Annotated in this window: 17 protein-coding genes; 13 read left to right on the top strand and 4 right to left on the bottom strand. The window is 56.9% G+C overall.

What is annotated here, in order from left to right; all coding sequences use genetic code 11:
* Positions 1-89 precede the first annotated feature (89 nt).
* Positions 90-1,550: an MFS transporter gene (locus tag OKX01_RS05080; RefSeq protein WP_264672575.1), complete on the top strand. Its 1,461-nt coding sequence runs from the start codon at positions 90-92 to the stop codon at positions 1,548-1,550.
* Positions 1,551-1,594: 44 nt separating this feature from the next.
* On the opposite strand, the gene prpR is transcribed toward OKX01_RS05080, so the two are convergent.
* The gene (prpR, locus tag OKX01_RS05075) at positions 1,595-3,508 is read right to left on the bottom strand and encodes a propionate catabolism operon regulatory protein PrpR (protein WP_264672574.1); all 1,914 of its coding nucleotides are present in this window, start codon (positions 3,506-3,508) and stop codon (positions 1,595-1,597) included.
* 253 nt (positions 3,509-3,761) lie between these two features.
* Here prpR and prpB point away from each other — a divergent pair, with 253 nt between their 5' ends.
* The 11 genes from prpB (at position 3,762) to efp (ending at position 16,740) form a co-directional block, all read left to right on the top strand.
* On the top strand, positions 3,762-4,661 hold the full coding sequence (prpB, locus tag OKX01_RS05070; RefSeq protein WP_230019146.1) for a methylisocitrate lyase: 900 nt from the start codon (positions 3,762-3,764) through the stop codon (positions 4,659-4,661).
* 104 nt (positions 4,662-4,765) lie between these two features.
* The gene (gene prpC / locus OKX01_RS05065) at positions 4,766-5,929 is read left to right on the top strand and encodes a 2-methylcitrate synthase (protein ID WP_094195942.1); all 1,164 of its coding nucleotides are present in this window, start codon (positions 4,766-4,768) and stop codon (positions 5,927-5,929) included.
* Between the two features lie 88 nt (positions 5,930-6,017).
* A complete protein-coding gene (locus OKX01_RS05060; protein ID WP_094195941.1) occupies positions 6,018-6,419 on the top strand; it encodes a hypothetical protein in 402 nt (133 codons plus the stop codon).
* 11 nt (positions 6,420-6,430) lie between these two features.
* Positions 6,431-6,706, top strand: coding sequence for a GNAT family N-acetyltransferase (locus OKX01_RS05055; RefSeq protein ID WP_094198281.1), 276 nt, complete (start codon positions 6,431-6,433; stop codon positions 6,704-6,706).
* A 139-nt stretch (positions 6,707-6,845) separates the two neighbouring features.
* On the top strand, positions 6,846-9,431 hold the full coding sequence (gene acnB / locus OKX01_RS05050; protein ID WP_094195940.1) for a bifunctional aconitate hydratase 2/2-methylisocitrate dehydratase: 2,586 nt from the start codon (positions 6,846-6,848) through the stop codon (positions 9,429-9,431).
* Positions 9,432-9,747: 316 nt separating this feature from the next.
* Positions 9,748-10,908: a TRAP transporter substrate-binding protein gene (locus OKX01_RS05045; RefSeq protein ID WP_094195939.1), complete on the top strand. Its 1,161-nt coding sequence runs from the start codon at positions 9,748-9,750 to the stop codon at positions 10,906-10,908.
* Between the two features lie 144 nt (positions 10,909-11,052).
* A complete protein-coding gene (locus tag OKX01_RS05040; RefSeq protein WP_094195938.1) occupies positions 11,053-11,685 on the top strand; it encodes a TRAP transporter small permease subunit in 633 nt (210 codons plus the stop codon).
* Positions 11,682-13,604, top strand: coding sequence for a TRAP transporter large permease (locus OKX01_RS05035; RefSeq protein WP_264672573.1), 1,923 nt, complete (start codon positions 11,682-11,684; stop codon positions 13,602-13,604). The genes OKX01_RS05040 and OKX01_RS05035 overlap by 4 nt, the downstream gene beginning before the upstream one ends.
* A 153-nt stretch (positions 13,605-13,757) precedes the next feature.
* Complete coding sequence (locus tag OKX01_RS05030; RefSeq protein ID WP_238988581.1) at positions 13,758-14,969, top strand: DUF2863 family protein; 1,212 nt, start codon at positions 13,758-13,760, stop codon at positions 14,967-14,969.
* A gap of 1 nt (position 14,970) precedes the next feature.
* Positions 14,971-16,110 (top strand): elongation factor P maturation arginine rhamnosyltransferase EarP, encoded by a 1,140-nt coding sequence (gene earP / locus OKX01_RS05025; protein ID WP_264672572.1) that lies wholly within the window; start codon positions 14,971-14,973, stop codon positions 16,108-16,110.
* 72 nt (positions 16,111-16,182) lie between these two features.
* Positions 16,183-16,740 carry an elongation factor P gene (gene efp, locus OKX01_RS05020; protein WP_003802564.1) on the top strand — a complete coding sequence of 186 codons (558 nt, stop codon included), beginning with the start codon at positions 16,183-16,185 and terminating at the stop codon, positions 16,738-16,740.
* Between the two features lie 160 nt (positions 16,741-16,900).
* On the opposite strand, the gene OKX01_RS05015 is transcribed toward efp, so the two are convergent.
* Positions 16,901-18,049, bottom strand: a complete 1,149-nt coding sequence (locus OKX01_RS05015; RefSeq protein WP_125276948.1) for an iron-containing alcohol dehydrogenase — start codon at positions 18,047-18,049, stop codon at positions 16,901-16,903.
* A 134-nt stretch (positions 18,050-18,183) separates the two neighbouring features.
* Positions 18,184-19,710 (bottom strand): aldehyde dehydrogenase family protein, encoded by a 1,527-nt coding sequence (locus tag OKX01_RS05010; RefSeq protein ID WP_094195934.1) that lies wholly within the window; start codon positions 19,708-19,710, stop codon positions 18,184-18,186.
* 242 nt (positions 19,711-19,952) lie between these two features.
* Between OKX01_RS05010 and OKX01_RS05005 the strand changes: the two genes are divergently transcribed.
* Entirely contained in the window at positions 19,953-21,830 is a 1,878-nt protein-coding gene (locus OKX01_RS05005; protein ID WP_264672571.1) for a sigma-54-dependent Fis family transcriptional regulator, read from the top strand.
* Here the strand turns inward: OKX01_RS05005 and OKX01_RS05000 are convergent.
* Positions 21,781-22,257, bottom strand: coding sequence for a DUF1178 family protein (locus OKX01_RS05000; RefSeq protein ID WP_108727927.1), 477 nt, complete (start codon positions 22,255-22,257; stop codon positions 21,781-21,783). The two genes, OKX01_RS05005 and OKX01_RS05000, sit on opposite strands and share 50 nt — an antisense overlap.
* Between the last annotated feature and the right edge of the window lie 64 nt (positions 22,258-22,321).

The raw sequence follows: 22,321 nt of genomic DNA, 5'->3' as shown, positions 1-22,321 counted from the left end.
CATTGCTTTCAGTAATAGCATAAGCAGTTAAATTGTAATGGCTTAAAAAGAGTTCAAGAATACACAGGTTTTTACCTGAAGCACACATCATGAACTCCAAGACTCACTCTCCACACTCCCCCTCCGGCGCCTCCCACACTCCTGCCTGGCTGGGCCTGTCAGTATTACTTCTGGCGGGCTTTGTCACCATTTTTGATCTATTCGTTGTCAATGTCGCCATTCCCAATATCCAGAACCAGCTAGCGGCCAGCTTCAGCCAGATCGGCTTTATCGTGGCGGGCTACGAACTGGCTTTTGGCGTGCTGCTCATTACAGGCGGACGGCTGGGCGATTTATTTGGCCGACGCAGACTCTTTATCATCGGCATGGCGAGTTTTACGCTGGCGTCGGCCCTATGCGGTCTGGCACCCACCGCTTTTTTATTGATCATCGCCAGGGTATTGCAGGGCCTGGCTGCCGCCCTACTCTTTCCCCAGGTCTATGCTTCCATTCGGGTCAACTTTGAGGGCGATCACAGCCGCCGCGCCTTTGGCTTGCTGGGCATGACCCTGGGGCTAGCCGCCATTGCCGGGCAAATACTGGGAGGCTGGCTAATTCATGCCGACCTGTTCGGCCTGGGTTGGCGCAGCATTTTCCTGATCAATATCCCCATAGGGCTGCTGGCCATTGCCTTGGCCCGCTATATCCCTGAAACCCGAGCCCCGCACGGCCAAGGGCTAGATAGTACAGGCGTAGTCCTGATCAGCCTTGCCCTGGGCCTGCTACTGATCCCCCTGATCCAAAGTTCGGAGCACGGCTGGCCTGTCTCCAGCCTAGCCGCTCTGGCCGCAGCCGGCTTGTTATTCGTCATTTTTTACAAGCAACAAGAAAGGCGCCGATGCGCAGGACACCCACCCTTGGTGGATATGCAGCTTCTGGCACAGCCCCGTTTTGCCTTGGGAGCCCTACTGGTCTTGTTGGTGTACTCCACCGCCAGTTCTTTCTTTCTCTGCTTTGCTCTTTTACTGCAAAGTGGGCTGGGCTTAAGTCCGTTCCACGCGGGCAGTATTTTCGCCCCCGCCAGCGTGGGCTTTGTGGCAGCCTCTCTCAGTGCACCACGACTTGTTACACGCTACGGCACCCGTGTGATTACGCTTGGCGCTGCTGGCTACGCCGTCTCGTTTGCCTGGCTGATCGGCCAGGTTGCCTGGGCAGGCGCACAGACAGAACCCGTCCACCTGATTCCGGCCTTAATTTTTTTAGGAGCCTGCCAAGGTTTGATCATGACCCCCTTGTTGAATCTGGTTCTGGGTTTTGTAAACGAGGCCCAGGCAGGCATGGCATCAGGCGTCATTTCCAGCATCCAGCAGGTGGGAGCCGCCCTTGGGGTTGCCGTCGTTGGACTACTCTTTAATGCAGGGCAAAACGCTAGCAGCGCTGCCTCATCCCAGGCGGAACAATATGCCTCTGCCTTTGTAATCGGCCTGAGCTACAACCTGCTGGCCTCCGTACTGATCAGTTTTCTATTACTGGCTTTAAGCAGGGCTCATCAAGACGTGCAACAGACCTAAAAAACGGCCTTCTGTGTCCCCCCTCTGGCACACAGGGGCCGACATCACATTTTTCGCAACTTCCGCCACAAAGTGCTGCGACTGATCCCTAGTTGCTGGGCGGCCAGGGCGCGATTCCCACCACACTCTTCCAACACCTTGGCCAGATGCTCCTGTTCGCTGCGCTCTTGCTGATCGCGCAGCGCTGGCATGGCAGGCTCGGCCACCACCGCCCGCAACTCCGGCGCAATATCTTCCAGCACCACAGCCTGATCGCCTTGCACTGTGCCCAGGACCATCAAACGTTCGATCAGGTTTTCCAACTCGCGGATATTGCCGGGCCAGGAGTAGTGACGACCCAGCTCCAACAACTCAGCCAGCCAATCCGGATTCAGTGTTACAGCCCCACCCAGACGCTGGGCCACTTTTGCCAAGAGATGCTCCACCAGTTCCGGCAAATCCTGTGTACGCCGACGCAAGGGCGGCAAACGCAGCACCAGAATATTCAAACGATAAAACAGATCCTGACGGAACACGCCTTCTTTAACTTGCGCGGCCAGATCCCGGTGAGTGGCCGCAATCACACGTACATCCACCGGCGTGGGTTCAATCGCCCCAATACGCAGGACTTCTTTTTCTTGCAACACACGCAGCAAACGAGTTTGCAAGGGCAAGGGCATTTCCCCGATCTCGTCCAGAAACAGGGTGCCAGTGTGAGCCGCTTCCACCAGCCCGACTTTGCCGCCCCGGCTGGAGCCTGTAAATGCGCCTTCTACATAGCCGAACAGCTCGCTTTCCAGCAGGCTGTCGGGGAAAGCGGCACAGTTCACCGCTACAAAGGGCTGTGCGCGTCTGGCACTGGCACTATGAATCCCTTGAGCCAGCAGCTCCTTACCTGTACCACTCTCGCCGATAATCAGGGTGGTCGCCGTGCTTTGTGCACACGCCTGAGCCTGGGCACGCAGCTTGTACATGGGCGAACTTTGCCCCACCAGATCGGATAACTCGTACCGGGCATGACGCGATGCCACTTGCTGACTGCGTGAACGCAAACTGCGGTCCAATCGCTGAATCGCAGCCGGGTCCTGGCATAGCAGCACGGCCCCGCTCAAGCGCCCCTGCTCCAAAATCGGCATACGGGTCACAATCGCGGTGCGACCAGCCACTTGCTGCACCGTATCCAGTTGCACTTCCAGGCTGCGCAGCGTACCGGCCAGATCCAGTTCGGGGTACAAGGAACCCAAGCGGCGGCCAATCACGGCTTGGGCGGGTTGGCCCAACCAGGCCTCCATGGCCGGGTTAACGGTTTCAATCCGCTCGTCCCTGTCCACTGACACCACACCGTCACGCAACTGCGCCAGAATCGTATTCAAGCGATCCCGACGGGCCGCTTCAGCGCGCGCAACACGGGCCAGTTCGATAGCGGATTCCAGCGCCTGCCGAACGGCTCCTTGTGAATACAGCAGCACGCCCTCCATTTGATTCTCACGCGCCAGATCCACCACCAGACCGGGGGCCAGCACCCACTCCACGCCCAGTTCTTTCAAATCCTGAACACAGCTACGTGCATCAGCCTCGCTGCGATAGCTGCGTAGCTCCACGGGTAGATCAAAACGCTGCACGAACTCCATTAGTTCCAGCGGCATTTCGCCATAGGTCACCACGGCTTTACGCTCGGCCTGTGCCGAGGCCAGACTGCCCATAATGTCAAAGCCACCCGGATGCACCAGCATCACCGGCAAGTCCAGATGCTCACGCAAATAACTGCCGTTGGAACCAGCGGACACCAGAACGTCGATTGCACCGGTTTGTCGCAAAACCTGCACGGCTTGCACAGCCTCGCCATAGGCTTTGTCCACGATCAGGATTTCGGCCTGGGCGCGGAACTGCGGCACCAACTCTTCCAAGAGAGAACGCAGTCCATGCAGGCCAAAAGCCACCAGACGCAGCCGAGCAGGAGGGGAGGAAGGATAAGGCATGTGATTTCACCCAGGCATCAACAATGCGACATTGTTTCAAATTACGTTTCAATATTGAAACACAAAACAATGAAATACCGTATTTGTAAAAAAGAGGGACACCTGCGAGCGCTCAAGACATTCCCGCCTCGTCTGGCTTCAGAGCTTTCATCATCCCCACCGCTGAACTTGGCACAGCATTTGCTTTAAAAGTAATAACCCATCGCAGCATCACGCTGACGACATTTTCTTATCTTGTGATCTGGAGCCCCAAATGAGCCAAAACCAACTGACATCGGCAGGCGCCCGTTTCCGCCAGGCCCTGCGTGAAGAACAGCCTTTGCAAATCATCGGCGCCATCAACGCCAACCACGCTTTGTTGGCCCAACGCGCCGGCTACCGCGCCATCTACTTGTCGGGTGGCGGTGTAGCGGCTGGCTCTTTGGGCTTGCCTGATCTGGGCATCAACACCCTGGATGACGTGCTGACTGACATTCGCCGCATCACCGATGTATGCGATCTGCCATTGATGGTGGACATTGATACCGGCTTTGGTGCTTCGGCCTTTAACATCGCCCGCACGATCAAAAGCCTGATCAAGTTCGGCGCCGCCGCTTGCCACATCGAGGACCAGGTGGGTGCCAAGCGTTGCGGTCACCGCCCCGGCAAAGAAATCGTCAGCACCGGCGAAATGGCAGACCGTGTAAAGGCCGCTGTTGACGCCCGTACCGACCCAGAATTTTTCATCATGGCTCGTACCGACGCGATTGCGGTTGAAGGTGTGGACGCCGCCCTGGAACGTGCCCAGGCTTGCGTGCAAGCGGGTGCAGACGGCATTTTTGCTGAAGCCTGCTACGACCTGGACACATACCGCCGCTTTACCGAAACACTGGATGTGCCTGTGCTGGCCAACATTACCGAGTTCGGTCAAACCCCCTTGTTCACCGTGCAAGAACTGGCTTCGGCCAATGTGGCCATGGTGCTCTACCCCCTGTCCGCCTTCCGCGCCATGAACAAGGCCGCCGAAACTGTCTACCAGGCGATCCGTCGTGACGGACATCAAAAAAATGTCATCGATTTGATGCAGACTCGTGAAGAACTGTACGATCGTATCGGCTACCATGCTTACGAGCAAAGCCTCGACAAGCTGTTCCAGAAAAACAAGAAGTCCTGAGCCCCCACAGGCTCCCGCCCGGCCCTTTGACAGGGCCTTTGCGCGGGTAAAACCCCATTTAGCAGCCAGCCTCGTGCTGGCTGCCCAGCAACCAGGAGACCTTTATGAGCAGTACTGAGAACACCCCTAGCACTGGCTTCAAGCCCAAGAAATCTGTTGCCCTGTCTGGCGTTGTGGCAGGCAATACCGCCTTGTGCACGGTCGGTCGCAGTGGCAATGATCTGCACTATCGCGGCTACGATATCTTGGATCTGGCCCAGGCTTGCGAATTTGAGGAAGTGGCGCATTTGCTGATTCACGGCAAATTGCCCAACCGCGACGAACTGCGCGCGTACAAGCAAAAGCTCAAGCGCCTGCGCGGCCTGCCTCTGGCCCTGCAAACCGCTCTGGAAACCCTGCCTGCCCACAGCCACCCCATGGACGTGATGCGCACCGCCGTATCGGTTCTGGGCTGCGTGCTGCCTGAAAAAGACGACCACAACCTGCCCGACGCGCGCGACATTGCCGACCGTCTGATGGCTTGCCTGGGTTCAGCCCTGCTGTACTGGTACCACTACAGCCACAACGGCGAAATGATTGATGTGCAAACCGACGATGACAGCATCGGCGCGCACTTCCTGCACCTGCTGCATGGCGAAAAGCCCTCGGCCGAGTGGGAAAAAGCCATGCATGTGTCGCTGAACCTGTACGCCGAGCACGAGTTCAACGCCTCCACCTTTACCAGCCGCGTGATCGCCGGTACGGGTTCGGACTTCTACTCCGCGATTGCCGGTGCGATCGGCGCTCTGCGCGGTCCCAAGCACGGCGGTGCCAACGAAGTGGCTTTTGAAATCCAGAAGCGCTACGAGACACCTGACCAGGCTGAAGAAGACATCCGCAAGCGTGTGGAAAACAAGGAAGTCATTATTGGCTTCGGTCACCCCGTCTACACCATCTCCGACCCACGCAACGAAGTCATCAAATCGGTGGCCAAAGAGCTGGCCGTGGCCGATGGCAACACCCGCATGTACGACATTGCCGAGCGTCTGGAAAGCGTGATGTGGGAAGTGAAAAAAATGTTCCCCAACCTGGACTGGTTCTCGGCCGTGTCCTACCACACCATGGGCGTGCCTACCGCCATGTTCACGCCTTTGTTCGTGATCGCGCGTACGGCTGGCTGGGCGGCTCACGTGATTGAGCAGCGCGTGGACAACAAGATTATTCGTCCTACCGCCAACTACATTGGCCCTGAAAACCAAAGCTTTGTGCCTCTGGACCAGCGCCCATAAGTCACAGATCCTGGGCTATTATTCGCCTGTGATCTAACTCACGGCCCCGCTGCATTACGCACGCGGGGCCGTCTTGCTGGTGACTTCCATGCTCTCTGAATTTGTACGCTACGCCCTGCCGCTAGCCGGCACTCTGATGATTGCCTGTGCCCTGACCACACTCGTGTCCGGTGCTTATTTATTGCTGTTCAATCTGCGCCGCAGCAACCAGGTGCTACGCCACCCTTATCTGGACCAGTACCCCTGGGAAAAACTCAGTTTCCCCCTGAAGGCCGGCATACTGCTGGATTATTTTTTACGGCTGAATTTTCCCAAACGCCAAAGCTCGCTGTTTGGCAATGCCAACCGTTTGCTCAGGCACGTCCAGCCCGACGAGGTTCCCATGGGCGTCAAATGGCCCCTGATGGGACTGTGGGGCGGCTGCTTTCTGGGCATGATCAGCATGCTGGCCGTTTGGATTCTAATCGCCCTGCACTCCAACCCCACTTGAAGGAGCCTGCCTTGACCACCGAGATCCACCACGACCCGCAAGCACATCTGTTTTACTGCGATGTTGAAAACCTGCGCAGCGTGATCGAATACGAACTGGATGATGCCATCATGAGCATCACCCATACGCGCGTGCCGCCCGAACTGGAAGGCCGCGGCATTGCAGGGCAACTGACCCGCTTTGCACTGGAGACGGCGAAAAACCAACAGTGGAAAGTACGCCCGATTTGCAGCTATGCCGTGGTCTATCTACGCCGCCACCCTGAATACGCCGACTTGCAGGCCTGAACCCAGCAATATTCGGCCTTTTGCAAGTCTTATATAAGATATAAGACCATTGCTTCGCTGTGCGCTTCAAATTACAATTGGGGCAACACGCGATTTATTGCATTTTCATATCAACCATTTACCGATAGGCACCCGCACTATGCTGGACTCTTACCGCGAACATGTTGCCGAGCGCGCTGCTCTGGGCATTCCCCCGCTGCCTTTGTCAGCTCAGCAGACCGCCGAGCTGATCGAGCTCATCAAGAACCCACCTGCCGGTGAGGAAGCATTTCTGGTCGACCTGCTGACGCACCGCGTCCCCGCCGGTGTAGACGATGCTGCCAAAGTCAAAGCCTCTTACCTGGCCGCTATCGCGCTGGGCACAGAAACCTGTGCCTTGATCAGCCGCGAGCGTGCCACTGAGCTGCTGGGAACCATGCTGGGTGGCTACAACATCAGCCCTCTGATCGATCTGCTGGATTCGCCCGAACTGGGCCAGATCGCTGCCAACGGTCTGAAAAACACCCTGTTGATGTTTGACTCGTTCCACGACGTTCAGGAAAAAGCCGAAAAGGGCAATGCCTTTGCAAAAGAAGTGCTGCAAAGCTGGGCCGACGGCGAGTGGTTCACCAGCCGTCCTGAAGTCCCCGAAAGCCTGACCGTCACTGTTTTCAAAGTCACCGGCGAGACCAACACGGACGATCTGTCCCCCGCCCCTGACGCCTGGAGCCGCCCGGACATTCCGCTGCACGCGCTGGCCATGCTGAAGAACCCACGCCCAGGTATCGAACCTGAAGAGCCCGGCAAGAAAGGCCCTGTCAGCTTTATCGAATCCCTGAAAGAAAAGGGCCACCTGGTTGCCTACGTAGGTGACGTGGTCGGTACCGGCTCTTCGCGTAAATCGGCTACCAACTCCGTGTTGTGGTTCACCGGCCAAGACATTCCTTTCGTTCCCAACAAGCGCTTTGGTGGCGTATGTCTGGGCAGCAAGATTGCTCCTATCTTCTACAACACAATGGAAGATGCCGGTGCCTTGCCTATCGAGCTGGACGTTTCCAACATGGAAATGGGCGACGTGGTTGAGCTGCGTCCCTACGAAGGCAAAGCCTTCAAAAATGGCGAACTGATCTCCGAATTCCAGGTCAAGTCCGACGTGCTGTTCGACGAAGTGCGCGCTGGTGGCCGTATTCCCCTGATCATTGGCCGTGGCCTGACCACCCGTGCTCGTGAAGCACTGGGTCTGCCCCCAACCACCCTGTTCCGCCTGCCACAAAGCCCTGCCGACTCCGGTAAAGGCTTCTCCCTGGCCCAGAAGATGGTTGGCCGTGCTTGCGGCCTGCCTGAAGGTCAAGGCGTGCGCCCCGGTACTTACTGCGAACCACGCATGACCACCGTTGGCAGCCAGGACACCACGGGCCCAATGACTCGCGACGAACTGAAAGACCTGGCTTGCCTGGGCTTCTCGTCCGATCTGGTGATGCAGTCCTTCTGCCACACCGCCGCTTACCCCAAACCTGTGGACGTTAAAACTCACCACGAACTGCCTGCTTTCATCAGCACGCGTGGTGGTGTTTCCCTGCGTCCAGGCGACGGTATCATCCACTCCTGGTTGAACCGCATGTTGTTGCCCGATACCGTGGGTACCGGTGGCGACTCGCACACCCGTTTCCCTATCGGCATCAGCTTTCCCGCCGGTTCCGGTCTGGTGGCCTTTGCTGCGGCTACCGGTGTGATGCCTCTGGACATGCCAGAATCCGTACTGGTGCGCTTCAAGGGCGAAATGCAGCCCGGCGTCACGCTGCGTGACCTGGTTAACGCCATTCCTCTGTACGCCATCAAGCAAGGCTTGCTGACCGTGGAAAAAGCCGGCAAGAAGAACATCTTCTCCGGTCGCATCCTGGAAATCGAAGGTCTGCCTAACCTGAAGATCGAACAGGCTTTCGAGCTGTCCGACGCGTCGGCTGAGCGTTCCGCCGCTGCATGTACCGTTCGTCTGAACAAAGAGCCCATCATCGAATACCTGAACAGCAACATCACGCTGCTCAAGTGGATGATTGCCAATGGCTACGAGGACGAGCGCACTATCTCGCGTCGTATCAAGAACATGGAAGCCTGGCTGGCCAACCCTGAGCTGCTGGAACCCGATGCAGACGCTGAGTACGCGGCTGTTATCGACATCGACCTGGCTGAAATCCACGAACCTATCGTCGCTTGCCCCAACGACCCTGATGACGTGAAAACCATGTCCGACGTGTCCGGCACCGTGATCGACGAAGTGTTTATCGGTAGCTGCATGACCAACATCGGTCACTTCCGTGCTGCCTCCAAGCTGCTGGAAGGCAAGCGCGACATTCCAACCCGTCTGTGGGTCGCTCCTCCGACCAAGATGGACCAGCAACAGTTGAGCGAAGAAGGCCACTACGGCGTTCTGGGCGTGGCTGGTGCTCGTATGGAAATGCCCGGTTGCTCGCTGTGCATGGGTAACCAGGCACAGGTTCGCGAAGGCGCCACCGTCATGTCCACCAGTACCCGTAACTTCCCCAACCGTCTGGGCAAGAACACCAATGTGTTCCTGGGTTCGGCTGAACTGGCCGCCATCTGCTCGCGTCTGGGTCGCATCCCGACCCGCGAAGAGTACCTGGCCGACATGGGTGTCCTGCAAGCCAATAGCGAAGACATCTATCGCTACATGAACTTCGACCAGATCGAAGAGTTCAAGGAAATTGCTGACTCCGTAGGTCTGTAAGCCCTAGCGCTTGCAAAAAACGCCTTCGCCGCTTCATGCGGCGAAGGCGTTTTTCTTTGCCCCTTTGAAATGATCCACCTGTCAAGACACAGACAAAAAAGCCTGGGTATCAAGCGTCAGCCGACGTTGGCCGTGCACATATGCACGATTGGCTGCCCACGGGTATACCCCTACTATCATTGTGGTTACTCCTTATGTACGTCTGGCGTTTGAATCGCCTATAAAGCTGAAAGCAAACTGAAGAAAAGCTGAAAAACAGTATCGGATTGCTGCAGTTTGCTCTCGAACGCTTACAGCCACTTCGGAGACACACCTCATGAGAAACAGGATCAAAAAAAGCACCGCGCCACACGAACACACTGGCGCATCTCGGCGCAAGTTCCTGGGCGGTGCGGCAGTCGGCACCGCGGCTGCAGCAACGATGGGCTTTCCTGCCATCGCTCGCGCGCAGGGTCCCATCAACTTCCGCTTTCAAAGCACTTGGCCCACCGTCGACATCTTCCACGAATTCGCCCTCGATTTTGCCAAGAAAATCAACGATATGACCGGTGGAGACCTGAAAATCGAAGTCTTGCCCGCCGGGGCAGTGGTACCGGCCTTTGGCCTGCTGGATGCCGTCTCCAAGGGAACGCTGGACGGCGGCCACGGCGTACTGGGTTACAACTACGGCAAGCAAAATGCCCTGGCTTTATTTTCGTCTGGTCCGGCCTTCGGCATGGACGCCAATATGGTGCTGGCATGGCACAAATACGGTGGCGGCAAGGAGTTGCTGGCCAAGCTGTACGATGCCATCGGTGGCAATGTCGTCTCGTTCCTGACCGGCCCGATGCCCACACAACCGTTCGGCTGGTTCAAAAAACCCATCGCCAAGACCGAAGACCTCAAGGGCCTGAAATTCCGTACCAATGGCCTGGCTATCGACCTGTTCACCGAAATGGGGGCTGCCGTCAACGCGCTGCCAGGCGGTGAAATTGTCCCCGCCCTGGACCGCGGCCTGCTCGATGGTGCCGAGTTCAACAACGCCACATCAGACCGCGCCCTGGGTTTTCCGGACGTGTCCAAGGTCTGCATGCTGCAAAGCTTTCACCAGGCCTCCGAAACCTTCGAGATCATGTTCAACAAGGACAAATACAACGCCTTGCCGACACAACTGAAAGCCATTGTCGACAACGCGGTCGAGGCCTCATCGGCCGACATGTCCTGGAAGGCGGTTGACCGTTACTCGCAAGACTACCAGCGCCTGCAAAAGGAAGACGGCGTCAAATTCTACAAAACGCCTGACGCCATCTTGCAGCAACAACTGGTTGTTTGGGACCAGATCATCGCCAAAAAGGCGGAGACCAACCCCCTCTTCAAGGAAATCGACGCGTCGCAACGCGCATTCGCGGCACGTGCCATGGCGTGGGACATGGACACCAACAATAACCGTCGTATGGCCTACAACCACTACTTCGGCCGCAAGGCCCCCCAAGCCTAAAGCTAGCTCCTATCGGCAATCGTACCGCGTCATCCCGTCTACTCGGATGTGGATGACGTCTCCTCCCTGACTCCAGGCCGGCCGCGCCCAAAGCCGCAGTCGACACACATCAGACCCTTTCCGCGCCAGCAAGGTGACCCGACCATGCAGAAAATCCTGGCCTTTATCGACCGGTTCAATACGTGGATAGGCCAGTTGTTCGGCTGGCTAATCCTGGCATTGACCCTGTTCGTTTCCTTCGAGGTTTTCTCTCGATACGTTTTATCCAACCCGCACGCCTGGGCCTTTGACATGATGAACATGCTGTATGGCAGCCTGTTCATGATGGCCGGCGCCTATACGCTCTCCAAGAACGGCCATGTCCGTGGGGATGTGCTGTACGGTTTTTTCCCGCCCCGCCTGCAGGCGGGCCTGGACTTGGTCCTGTACATCCTGTTTTTTATTCCCGGTGTGGTCGCCATGTTCTGGGCCGGCTACTACTTCGCTGCCGAGTCGTGGGCCATCATGGAGCACTCGAACATTACGGCTAACGGACCGCCCATCTACCCGTTCAAAGCCATCATCCCGCTGGCAGGCTTGTGCCTTCTACTGCAAAGCTTTGTGGAAATGGTGTACTGCGTGCGCTGTCTGCGGGACGGGAAATGGCCTTCGCGCGACAAGGACGTTGAAGAAGTCGATGTGGACAAGCTCATGGACATGGTGGACGTCAACAGCGACGATATTAAAAAACTGGATGCCTTTGTCAAAGTCGGCGGCAAAAAAGGGAGTCCGACATGAGAAAAGAAATCTGGTTCGGGCTTACTATCCTGATCGGCATTGTTCTGAGCATTGCCGTGTTCATGCCGGCACCTGCGGACATGACCAATGGTCATTTGGGCCTGCTCATGCTGGCCCTGATTGTCGTCACCATCATGCTGGGCTTTCCCACAGCCTTTACGCTGATGGGGATGGGAGTGATCTTTACCTGGCTTGCGTACCGCAACATGGGCACACAGCAAGCTATCCAGCAGACCCTGGACCTAATGGTTCTGCGCACCTACGCCGTCATGACCAACGATGTCCTGATTGCGGTGCCCTTGTTCATCTTCATGGGCTATCTGGTTGAACGCGCAAACCTGATCCAAAGCCTGTTCCAGGGCATGCACCTGGCCATGGCACGAATCCCTGGTTCGCTGGCGGTGGCCACTATTGCCACCTGCGCCATCTTTGCCACAGCCACTGGCATTGTAGGTGCGGTGGTGACTCTGATGGGGTTGCTGGCCATGCCCGCGATGCTGCGGGCGGGCTACAGCGTACAACTGACAGCCGGCTCCATTACTGCGGGAGGCTGCCTGGGTATTTTGCTGCCCCCCTCCGTGCTGCTAATCCTGTATGGCGCTGTCGCCGGTGTCTCGGTCGTGAAACTGTATGCTGGAGCCTTCTTCCCAGGCCTCTTGCTGGCCGTAATGTACGTGCTGTACGTGATCATCCTGGCCAAGCTCAAGCCCAGCGTCGCGCCCCCTCTTTCGGCGGAAGACCGCATTGTGCCACTGCCCGCCTTCGCGCAAACCATCAAGGAAACCATCACGGACCGTGCTGTGCCCGGCCTGATCAGCGCCATGAAGGGGCCTCGCAATGTCGATGTACCCATGAAGCTGCTGTTAAAAAATCTGGCAGTCGCCCTGCTGCCCGCTGCAATCTTCCTCGCTGTCATGGGCTTTAGCTATCAATCGGTCACCGCGCCCAAGACCGCCGAGCACTACGAGCTGCAGGAAATGGGCGGCGGTTTCAGTAGTTTCGACAATGACTACAGTGGCGGCGGGCTGGCAGAACCTCCGGGGGCTGGCGGTCTGTCCGAACCCGAAGGTAGTGAGCCACTCGTTTCGCTGGGTACAAACGAGCTGGGTACAGGGGCTCCCGCCCCGCAGGCAGCGGCCACCGAAGAAGCCAGGACAGCAGAGCGCCAGGCTGCGCCGATGACATTCTGGATCTTTCTGATCGTGGGCAGTCTGGCCTTGCTGTTCTACTACGCCATGCTGAATTTCGCTCGGCTGGAAATCTTCAAGATGCTGCTCAGCTCCTTCTTTCCGCTGACCATGCTGATCCTGGCCGTGTTGGGCAGTATCATCGTCGGCCTTTGTACCCCCACCGAGGCGGCGGCCTTGGGGGCCTTGGGCGGCATCCTGCTGGCCTTTGCCTATCGCCGCTTGAACTTTTCCATGGTGCGCGAATCGGTGTACCTCAGCGCCAAGACCAGTGCCATGGTCTGCTGGCTGTTCGTCGGCTCCAGTATCTTCTCGGCCGCCTTCGCCTTGCTGGGCGGCCAAGAACTGATCAATAACTGGGTGCTGTCGATGGATCTGACGCCCATCCAGTTCATGATCCTGGCTCAAGTTGTTATTTTCCTGCTGGGCTGGCCACTGGAATGGACGGAGATCATCATTATCTTCATGCCCATTTTCCTGCCGCTGCTGGCGCACTACCAGATCGATCCGCTGTTCTTCGGTCTGCTGGTCGCACTGAACCTGCAGACGGCATTCCTGTCGCCGCCGGTTGCCATGTCGGCCTTCTACCTGAAAGGCGTCTCGCCACCCCATGTCACCCTGAACCAGATTTTCCTGGGCATGCTGCCCTTCATGGGGATCCAGATCCTGGCGATTATCGTCCTGTACCTGTTCCCTGACATCGGCCTCTGGCTGCCCAGGGTACTGTACTGATCTCAGCCAAGTCGCATCACAACAGAAGCCGCCGCATTTCCGGATGCGGCGGTTTTTTGCCTCACGCTCCTTTCTAGGGAGCTTCCCTCATTCACACACCCCGGTCGTAGCAAAGGGTAAACTAAGCTGTCCCTCTACCGGTTTTGTATGTCCATGTCGCAACTCAACTCCAAACTGCTCGCCCAACAACCCAAAGAAATCCAGCGGCTGCTCAATTACACGGACGCGCTGGTTCGTTCTGGCTCGCAGATCGAAGACCGCTACTGGCAAGGGCTGACCGCCAAATTGCTGGACAAGCTCTATAGCGGACGACGTAATACGGCTGTTGAACAGACGCTGGAACTGCTGGGCAGCCAACAGCAAAGTCAGCATTACGAAATTTTAATGGAACTGGCCGAGTCCCACGCCGAATGTCAGCAAATCGAGCATGAAGGCGTGTTGTACGACGCCTTGCTGTTTTCAGCTCCGCTGACCGCCTGGACACGCTATCAATTACCCCAAGGCGAACTCAAGCCCCAACAGCACAAGGAACTGGAAGAGTCCTTACGCGCCACCGTTCTGGCCGAAGGCACAATGTGCGCCCTGCTGCCCAATCTGGTCAATTACGACGAGATGCCGCAAACCTATCAGCAAGCCTACGCGTGGACGCGCAGCCTGACCGCGCAAGCCTTGGGCCACAGCCAAGACCCTGCCCCTGTGAACAAGCCAGAAGAAGCCAGCAGCCTGCTGGCCGACGCCCGCTTTCTGATTGGCGTAGTCATGGCTCCGGTAGGCCAAGCCCTGTTTCGCTGGCAGCAATCCAGCGACAATCTGCAAGCTGAGCACCTGCGTTGCGTCGAACAATGGGTAGCGCGTTATTCCGCCATCGTCACGCCTTTGTTTACCGGCTGCCAACTGCAGTTTCTGGCTCCTAACGCGTATTACATGAACAACCGCGAGTCGGACCGTGAGATTCGCCCACTGGCTCTGAAGGCTGGCATCACCTGGCTGCAAACGGCGGTCAAGCTCTCGCCCGACCAACTGCGTGCCGTCATCGTCGCCTGCGGTGAAGAGCAGATTGAAGAGTACCGCGTGGGTTTTAGCACCATTTCCTCGCCTACCGTCATTTATGGTTGTATCTGGCCTGTATTAAGTCAGGAAGAGGCCGAGTCCTCTTTCCACAGCGATGACCATGTCGACATCCCGGACGTCATTGCTGCCCTGCTCAGTACCCTGGGCCTGGTCCAGATTCAGCGCCTGCCGGGCCTACACTCCACCGAGACCTGCGACGATTGCAACGCGCCTTTCTTTCCGGACATTAACGGCGAGATGCAGCACCCGGAACTGCCGGACGAAATCGATCTGGACCCCGTACAACTGCACTAAATTGAACACCGCTACTGTTTCCCAGCCTGTATCCATAGACCTGTTTTGCCGTGTTATCGACAATCTGGGGGATATAGGCGTGTGCTGGCGGCTGGCCCGTCAGTTGGCTGCCAGACCCGAGGTCGCCCAGCTACGCCTGTGGGTGGATGATCTGCACAGCTTTAGCCGCATCCAGTCCGAAATCCAAAGCAGCCTGCAAAGCCAGCGTCTACAAGGTGTAGATATCGAACATTGGCACAACGCGCGCCAAGACTACCCCGCGCCACACCCCTTCGTCATCGAGGCCTTTGCCTGCGAGCCGCCCGAGACCATGACTCGGCAACTGAAGGCCGACAGCCATGTGTGGATCAATCTGGATTACCTAAGCGCCGAGCCCTGGGTACAGGGCTGCCACGGCCTGCCCTCCCCGCAAGCAGGTGGGGCGAACAAATATTTCTTCTTTCCCGGCTTTGTCCCGCAAACAGGGGGCCTGCTGCGTGAAAGCGATCTGCTGGCCCGCCGCGACACCTTCTTGAAGGACGATACGGCCTATCAGGCCATGCTGAACCGTCTGGGCGTATCGCAGAAACACGTCCAAGCCCTGCTCCAGGGCGAGATGCAGCAAATGTTCCTGTTCTGCTATCCCGATGCACCCGTGCTGGCTCTGCCCGAAGTGCTGTCCTCGCTACAGCAGAAAACCCTGCTGCTGGTGCCCGAGTCCGTTGCCCAGCACCTCCCGGAATTAGCCAAAGGCCACCTGCTGATCCAACGCATCCCTGCTGTGAATCAGGCCGACTTTGATGCCCTGCTATGGCGTAGCGCACTGAATATAGTACGTGGCGAAGATTCCCTGGTACGTGCCATCTGGGCCGGGCAACCCATGCTGTGGCAGCCCTACGTACAGGAAGAACAGGCCCATCTGGACAAGCTGCAAGCCTGGCTGGATACCGGCAATCTACCCGAGCCGGTTCAAGCCCTGCATCTGGCCTGGAGCAGTGCGGATCAGGCCGGTGCTGCCGCCGCCTTGCGCCGCAGTCTGGAACCGCAGGTGTTGCGTCTATGGCAACAAGAAGCCCGTGCATATAGTACAAAACTGGCTGAACAAGCCGATTTGGCCAGCAGTTTGCTGAGTTTTTACACCCAAGTCGCCCGAAAACGCTAAAATAACAGATTACTTCTTAAAAGCTCCCTGACACTGCGTTTGGCGGAGCCTGTCCCATTCGGAGTTTTTTTAATGAAAACCGCACAAGAACTGCGCGTTGGTAACGTCGCGATGGTCAATGGCGACCCTCTGGTCGTTCAGAAAACGGAATACAACAAATCCGGTCGCAACTCCGCCGTTGTCAAACTGAAGTTCAAGAACCTGCTGACCGGCTCGAACAGCGAAGCCGTGCACAAAGCTGACGAAAAATTTGAAGTTGTCCAGCTTGAAAAGCGCGAATGCACTTACTCCTACTTCGCTGACCCCATGTACGTCTTCATGGACGAAGAGTACAACCAGTACGAAATCGAAGCCGAAAGCATGGGCGACGCCCTGGACTACCTGGAAGAAAACATGTCCGTTGAGGCCGTTTTCTACGAAGGTCGTGCCATCTCGGTTGAACTGCCCACCATCATCGTGCGCGAAATCACCTACACCGAACCTGCCGTGAAAGGCGATACCTCCGGTAAAGTGTTAAAGCCTGCCAAGATCAACACAGGTACCGAAATCAGCGTGCCTCTGTTCTGCAACATCGGCGACAAGATCGAAATCGACACCCGCACTGGCGAATACCGCAGCCGCGTGATGTAAGAAAGACGTCGTGCCGCCCAGTGCGGTACGCGCAAAAAAGGGGCTGTTTTTACAGCCCCTTTTTCCTGCCTACCAGATTCACCGAGTGGCCTTCTGGGCTGGGCAACGGCAGACTTGATACCACTAACTTTAACGAACACAGTATTCAGTCTGCCAGCTCTTACCTCGCCCCAAACGCCTCTTCAAAAATACCCACAATCGTCTTCTTATCCGTCTGAATCGGATTAGTCGCGCCACACACATCCTTGAGCGCGTTCTCAGCCAGAACTGAGAAATCTTCCCGCTTCACGCCCAGCTCTTCCAGCGACTTCGGAATCCCCACAATATCGGCCAGCTTTTTAATTGCTGCAATCACATCCAGACCTTTGAGGTCAGGATTGTTGTCCGACAATATCTTACCCAGTTCGTCCAAACGCCCTTTTACCGCTTGCATATTGAAAGCCTGTACATGCGGCAGCAGCAGGGCATTGCAAACACCATGCGGCAGGTCGTAGAAACCACCTAACTGGTGAGCCATAGCATGCACATAGCCCAGCGACGCATTATTAAATGCCATCCCTCCCAAAAACTGGGCATACGCCATCTGTTCACGGGCTTTTTTGTTATGCGGCTCACGCACCGCGATAGGCAAGTATTTAGCAACCAGCTCGACAACTTTCACCGCACAGGCGTCGGTAATGGGAGTGGCAATGGTCGATACATAGGCTTCGACTGCGTGAGTCAGGGCATCCATGCCGGTGGCAGCGGTTAGCGAGGCGGGCATGCCTTCCATCAGTTCTGAGTCATTCACTGACAAGAACGGAGTAATGTGACGGTCGATGATCGCCATCTTCACGTGGCGGGTTTCGTCGGTAATGATGGTAAAGCGTGTCATCTCTGACGCTGTGCCAGCGGTGGTATTGATGGCTAGCAGCGGCAGTTGCGGCTTGGCGGATTTATCGACCCCTTCATAGTCGGCAATCTTGCCACCGTTACTGGCAACCAGGGCCACACCTTTAGCACAGTCGTGGGAGGAGCCGCCGCCCAGGGAGACAATCATATCTGCACCGTGTGCTTTCAGCGCTTCCAAGCCTGCATTGACGTTACCTACAGTGGGATTGGGCTGTACCTGATCAAAAATCGCTGTATCGATACCCTGCGCAATCAGCTTGTCTGCCACCAGTTTAGCCATACCCAATTTGGCCAGATCAGAGTCTGTGATGATCAAGGCCTTTTTGAAGCCCATCCTCCCAACAATCGGCATAGCCTGATCCAAGGCGCCGGGGCCCAGAACATTGTGTGGGGTCATGAAAAACTCAGAGACAGTCATTGTGCGTACTCCTAATTAACGATAGAAGAAGCTCCTTGCCGCTTCAAGGCAATACGCATTGAAAGCGCGCAAGGAAGGGATCCCCCCATATTGCATGGGGGGAGGTCTAACAGCACTACGAATAGATCAAGAGATCAGAAAAAGCCCAGGGCGTTCGGGCTGTAGCTGACCAGCAGGCACTTGGTTTGCTGGTAGTTATTGAGAGCCATCTTGTGAGTTTCGCGGCCGATGCCGGATTGCTTGTAGCCACCGAAAGCAGCGTGAGCAGGATACAGGTGATAGCAGTTGGTCCAGACTCGGCCAGCTTCAACGCCACGGCCTACGCGGTAGGCACGCGAGCCGTCACGGCTCCAGACGCCAGCGCCCAGGCCGAACTCGGTATCGTTGGCAATGGCGATAGCTTCTTCTTCGTCCTTGAAGGTGGTCACTGCGGCCACGGGTCCAAAGATTTCTTCCTGGAAGGTACGCATGCTGTTTTTACCCAGCAGCATCGTGGGGCTGATGTAATAGCCATTGTCCAGGCCCTGGCCCAGACGATTACGCTCACCACCGGTCAGGGCTTGTGCGCCCTCCTCACGACCGATATTGATGTAACCCAAAATGCGCTCCATCTGCTTCTCGGAAACCTGTGCACCCACCATCGTCCCGGCATTGAGTGGATTACCAGTCTGAATACGTTTGACTCGCTCAACGGCGCGTTCAATAAAGCGTTCGTAAATGGACTCCTGAATCAGAATGCGCGATGGACATGTGCAGATCTCGCCTTGATTCAGGGCGAACATGCTCAAGCCTTCCAGGGCTTTGTCCAGGAAAGCATCATCGGCCTGCATCACGTCTTCAAAGAAGATGTTGGGGCTCTTGCCACCCAGCTCTACCGTTGCTGGGATCAGGCGGTCAGCCGCTGCATGCAGGATTTCTCGGCCTACAGGTGTGGAGCCGGTGAAGGCGATTTTGGCGATACGCTTGGAGTTGGCCAAGGCATGGCCGGCTTCTTTCCCGTAACCGGTGACAACGTTCAGCACACCAGCCGGTAGCAGGTCACCAATGATTTCCATCAGCAGCAGGATGGAAGCGGGGGTTTGCTCGGCGGGTTTCAGGACAATGGGGCAACCGGCCGCCAGGGCCGGTGCCAGTTTCCAGGCAGCCATCAACAGCGGAAAGTTCCAGGGGATGATCTGACCGACGACGCCGATAGGCTCGTGAAAGTGGTAAGCAACCGTGGTGCCATCGATATCCGAGAGACTGCCTTCCTGAGCACGCAGGCAACCGGCAAAGTAGCGGAAATGGTCGACCGCCAAAGGCAAGTCAGCCGCGCGGGTTTCACGGATAGGTTTACCGTTGTCGATGGTTTCTGCCACCGCCAGACGTTCCAGGTTTTGTTCAATACGGTCGGCAATGCGCAGCAAAACAGCGGAGCGCTCGGCAGGCGCAGTATTGGCCCACTGGTGTCGTACCTTGTGCGCGGCATCCAGCGCCAGGTCGATATCGGCGGCACCCGAGCGGGCGACCTGGCAAAACACCTGCCCGGTAACGGGGGAGACGTTATCGAAATACTCACCCTCGACCGGCGGCACCCAACGTCCACCAATGTAGTTGTCGTAACGGGACTTGAAGGGAAATTCCAGATCCAGGCCCATGGATTTGAGATCGGACAGATTCATGATGTCTCCTTATTGATTTAGTTCGGTGTCACCAGACGTACACCGCAGGGAAAGGTTAGGGGTGCCTTTATCCTGATTTAACTAAAGCAAATAACGTGCCAAACTAGCTAGCGATTGTCCCGACTCGATCCTAAGCCCGCCCGCCTCCATAATGGAACAACCTCCAGTCGCAGGCTGCGACAGCGACTGTCGCAAAAAGTGAGCACTGTCGCAGGATGCGACACCCCTCCCGGAGCACATTCATGACTTCTCTACACGCGTTTTGCCCGCAAACCAACGAAACCATGTGGCGTCAATCCTGGGAGCGCTGCCAAACGATGGAGTCGGACTTAAGTGCAGAGCCCAGAGACATGAGCCAAGGTGCGCTGCGACAGTTGCTGGAACAGCAGCATCACTTATTGCATCACTCTTCGGCAGCCGTACAGGATCTGGCCGCGCTGGTGCATCCGCATCGCAGTCTGGTTTTATTGTGCGACGCCCAAGGCACGGTGTTACAACAAGCGGGCGATCCGCATTTTCTGCAACGGGCCGAGCAGGTTGCCTTGCGTGCGGGTGTAAGCTGGGCCGAGAACCATCGCGGCACCAATGCCATAGGCACCGCCCTGTTCTGCGCACAGCCCATCAAAATTCACGGCAGTCAGCACTATTTGCCTGACAACCGGATTCTAAGCTGCCACGCCGCCCCCATTTATGACCCTTATGGTCAGATTATTGGGGTGCTGGATATTTCCGGGCCTTCGGAGCTGGAGCATCACTACGCCCTGGATTTGGCGCAGTTGTACGCCCGCCAGATCAGCCGCCAAATGCTGGAGTCGCTGTGCACGCCATCCCGCCGCCTGCTGCATCTACATACCGACCCTGGCCTGCTCAATAGCGCTTTCAGTGGTCGACTGGTTCTGGAAGACGACATGATTGTGGCCGCCGATGAGCTGGCCGCCCGCATGTTGCGCCAGGACTGGCAGGAACTGCCCGGCCAGGATTTACGTTCGGTACTGGAGCAGGCGAAAAGCACAAGTCAGCCTGTCACGCTACACCTGAGCACGGCAACTAAAGCCCCGGCCCCCGCCCGCGCGGTACACGTTCAAACGGAGACAGCAGACACAACTCAGTTGTCTCCACAGCAGGAAAAGGCGCTGGAACCAGCGTTGCGGGCCATGCAAATGGGCTTGTCCATCTTGCTAAGTGGCCCCAGTGGCTCCGGCAAGGAGCGTATGGCACGTGAACTGCATCGCCGCCGCCAGTCGCAGTCCGGCCCTTTTGTGGCAATTAACTGCGCCGCCCTGCCCGAAACCCTGATTGAAGCCGAGCTGTTTGGCTATGAAGCCGGTGCATTTACCGGTGCGCGTCGTCAGGGTTATGCCGGCAAATTGCGTCAAGCACACGGCGGTGTGCTGTTTCTGGATGAAATTGGTGATATGCCGGTCGCTTTGCAAAGCCGTCTGCTGCGGGTTCTGCAAGAACGCGAAGTTCAGGCACTGGGTTCGGAGCGCACACACCGTCTAGACTTCCAGTTGATCAGTGCCAGCCATCAGCCGCTGGAAAAACTGGTACGTGATGGCCGCTTCCGTGCTGACTTGTACTTCCGGCTGCAAGACTATGTCTGCACAGTCCCCAGTCTTAGAGAGCGCAACGATCTGGGCGATTATATTTCCAGAGAACTGGCCGTTCTGGCACAAGGCCAGATGGCACCCCAGCTCCATCCCGACGCCTTACAAACACTGCAGAACTACGACTGGCCGGGTAATTATCGCCAGCTGCGATCGGTACTGCTGCAAATCATTGTGCAAGATTCTCCTGGGCGTCTGTGGTTGGCTCAGGATCTGCCTGCCCTGCCATGTTTACATGTCGAGCATCCGCTGCTGGCTCAAGAGCCAGCCGCCCCAGCAGCCCGAAATATCACGAAAACAAGCCCCCCTGCCGCCCCCAAGCCACAAACCCTGAAGGAACAGGAATACGCCGCTGTGCAGCAGGCTTTGGAACAACATCAGGGAAATATTTCACAAGCGGCGCGCGCCTTGGGGCTGCATCGCAGCACCTTGCATCGCAGACTGAAAGAAATGTCGCCGCTCATTACTGCAGGCGGTCATCATCCAGAAAGTCAGGAATCGGCATGGCAATAATGCCGTCGTCGGCCAGTTCCTGATACTCCTGCGCCGTGGCCTGACCACGGATGGCACGCGGTTCAATATCGCCTTCGTGCATACGGCGCGCTTCCTGGGCAAACTGGGTGCCCACATTATCCGACTTGCGTATCACCGAGCGTAGCTCCTGCAAGAGCTGGCCTTGAATCACCCGCATTTGCTCTTCGGTGGGCATGGTTGAGGGCAAAGGCGGCGGAACGGGAGCAGAGTCAGAAGCGGTGCTGCTTTCTTGCGCACCCACATTGATACGTGGAGCCGACAGTTTGCGTTTGACCTCATGGCTGTTGCAGACGGGGCAACACAACAGCCCACGACTGATCTGCTCATCGTAGCTTTCGCGTGAGCTAAACCAACCCTCGAACACATGGCCGTGTTCGCACTCAAGATCAAAAACCTTCAAGCTCATAATGTGTATATCAATGGGCGAATAAACCGCCATATTGTGACATGGAAGTGGCGAACCAATTATG

The sequence above is a fragment of the Alcaligenes sp. SMD-FA genome (genome assembly GCF_025960365.1).
GTDB lineage: Bacteria > Pseudomonadota > Gammaproteobacteria > Burkholderiales > Burkholderiaceae_B > Alcaligenes > Alcaligenes aquatilis.
Note: the sequence above shows the minus strand (reverse complement) of the source record. Positions and strands in the feature narration are given on the sequence as shown.

Bases quoted from the DNA above. Each gene is read 5' to 3' on its own strand.
- OKX01_RS05080 (WP_264672575.1), top strand. From the start codon at position 90: ATGAACTCCAAGACTCACTCTCCACACTCCCCCTCCGGCGCCTCCCAC.
- prpR (WP_264672574.1), bottom strand. From the start codon at position 3,508: ATGCCTTATCCTTCCTCCCCTCCTGCTCGGCTGCGTCTGGTGGCTTTT.
- prpB (WP_230019146.1), top strand. From the start codon at position 3,762: ATGAGCCAAAACCAACTGACATCGGCAGGCGCCCGTTTCCGCCAGGCC.
- prpC (WP_094195942.1), top strand. From the start codon at position 4,766: ATGAGCAGTACTGAGAACACCCCTAGCACTGGCTTCAAGCCCAAGAAA.
- OKX01_RS05060 (WP_094195941.1), top strand. From the start codon at position 6,018: ATGCTCTCTGAATTTGTACGCTACGCCCTGCCGCTAGCCGGCACTCTG.
- acnB (WP_094195940.1), top strand. From the start codon at position 6,846: ATGCTGGACTCTTACCGCGAACATGTTGCCGAGCGCGCTGCTCTGGGC.
- OKX01_RS05045 (WP_094195939.1), top strand. From the start codon at position 9,748: ATGAGAAACAGGATCAAAAAAAGCACCGCGCCACACGAACACACTGGC.
- OKX01_RS05040 (WP_094195938.1), top strand. From the start codon at position 11,053: ATGCAGAAAATCCTGGCCTTTATCGACCGGTTCAATACGTGGATAGGC.
- OKX01_RS05035 (WP_264672573.1), top strand. From the start codon at position 11,682: ATGAGAAAAGAAATCTGGTTCGGGCTTACTATCCTGATCGGCATTGTT.
- OKX01_RS05030 (WP_238988581.1), top strand. From the start codon at position 13,758: ATGTCGCAACTCAACTCCAAACTGCTCGCCCAACAACCCAAAGAAATC.
- efp (WP_003802564.1), top strand. From the start codon at position 16,183: ATGAAAACCGCACAAGAACTGCGCGTTGGTAACGTCGCGATGGTCAAT.
- OKX01_RS05015 (WP_125276948.1), bottom strand. From the start codon at position 18,049: ATGACTGTCTCTGAGTTTTTCATGACCCCACACAATGTTCTGGGCCCC.
- OKX01_RS05010 (WP_094195934.1), bottom strand. From the start codon at position 19,710: ATGAATCTGTCCGATCTCAAATCCATGGGCCTGGATCTGGAATTTCCC.
- OKX01_RS05005 (WP_264672571.1), top strand. From the start codon at position 19,953: ATGACTTCTCTACACGCGTTTTGCCCGCAAACCAACGAAACCATGTGG.
- OKX01_RS05000 (WP_108727927.1), bottom strand. From the start codon at position 22,257: ATGAGCTTGAAGGTTTTTGATCTTGAGTGCGAACACGGCCATGTGTTC.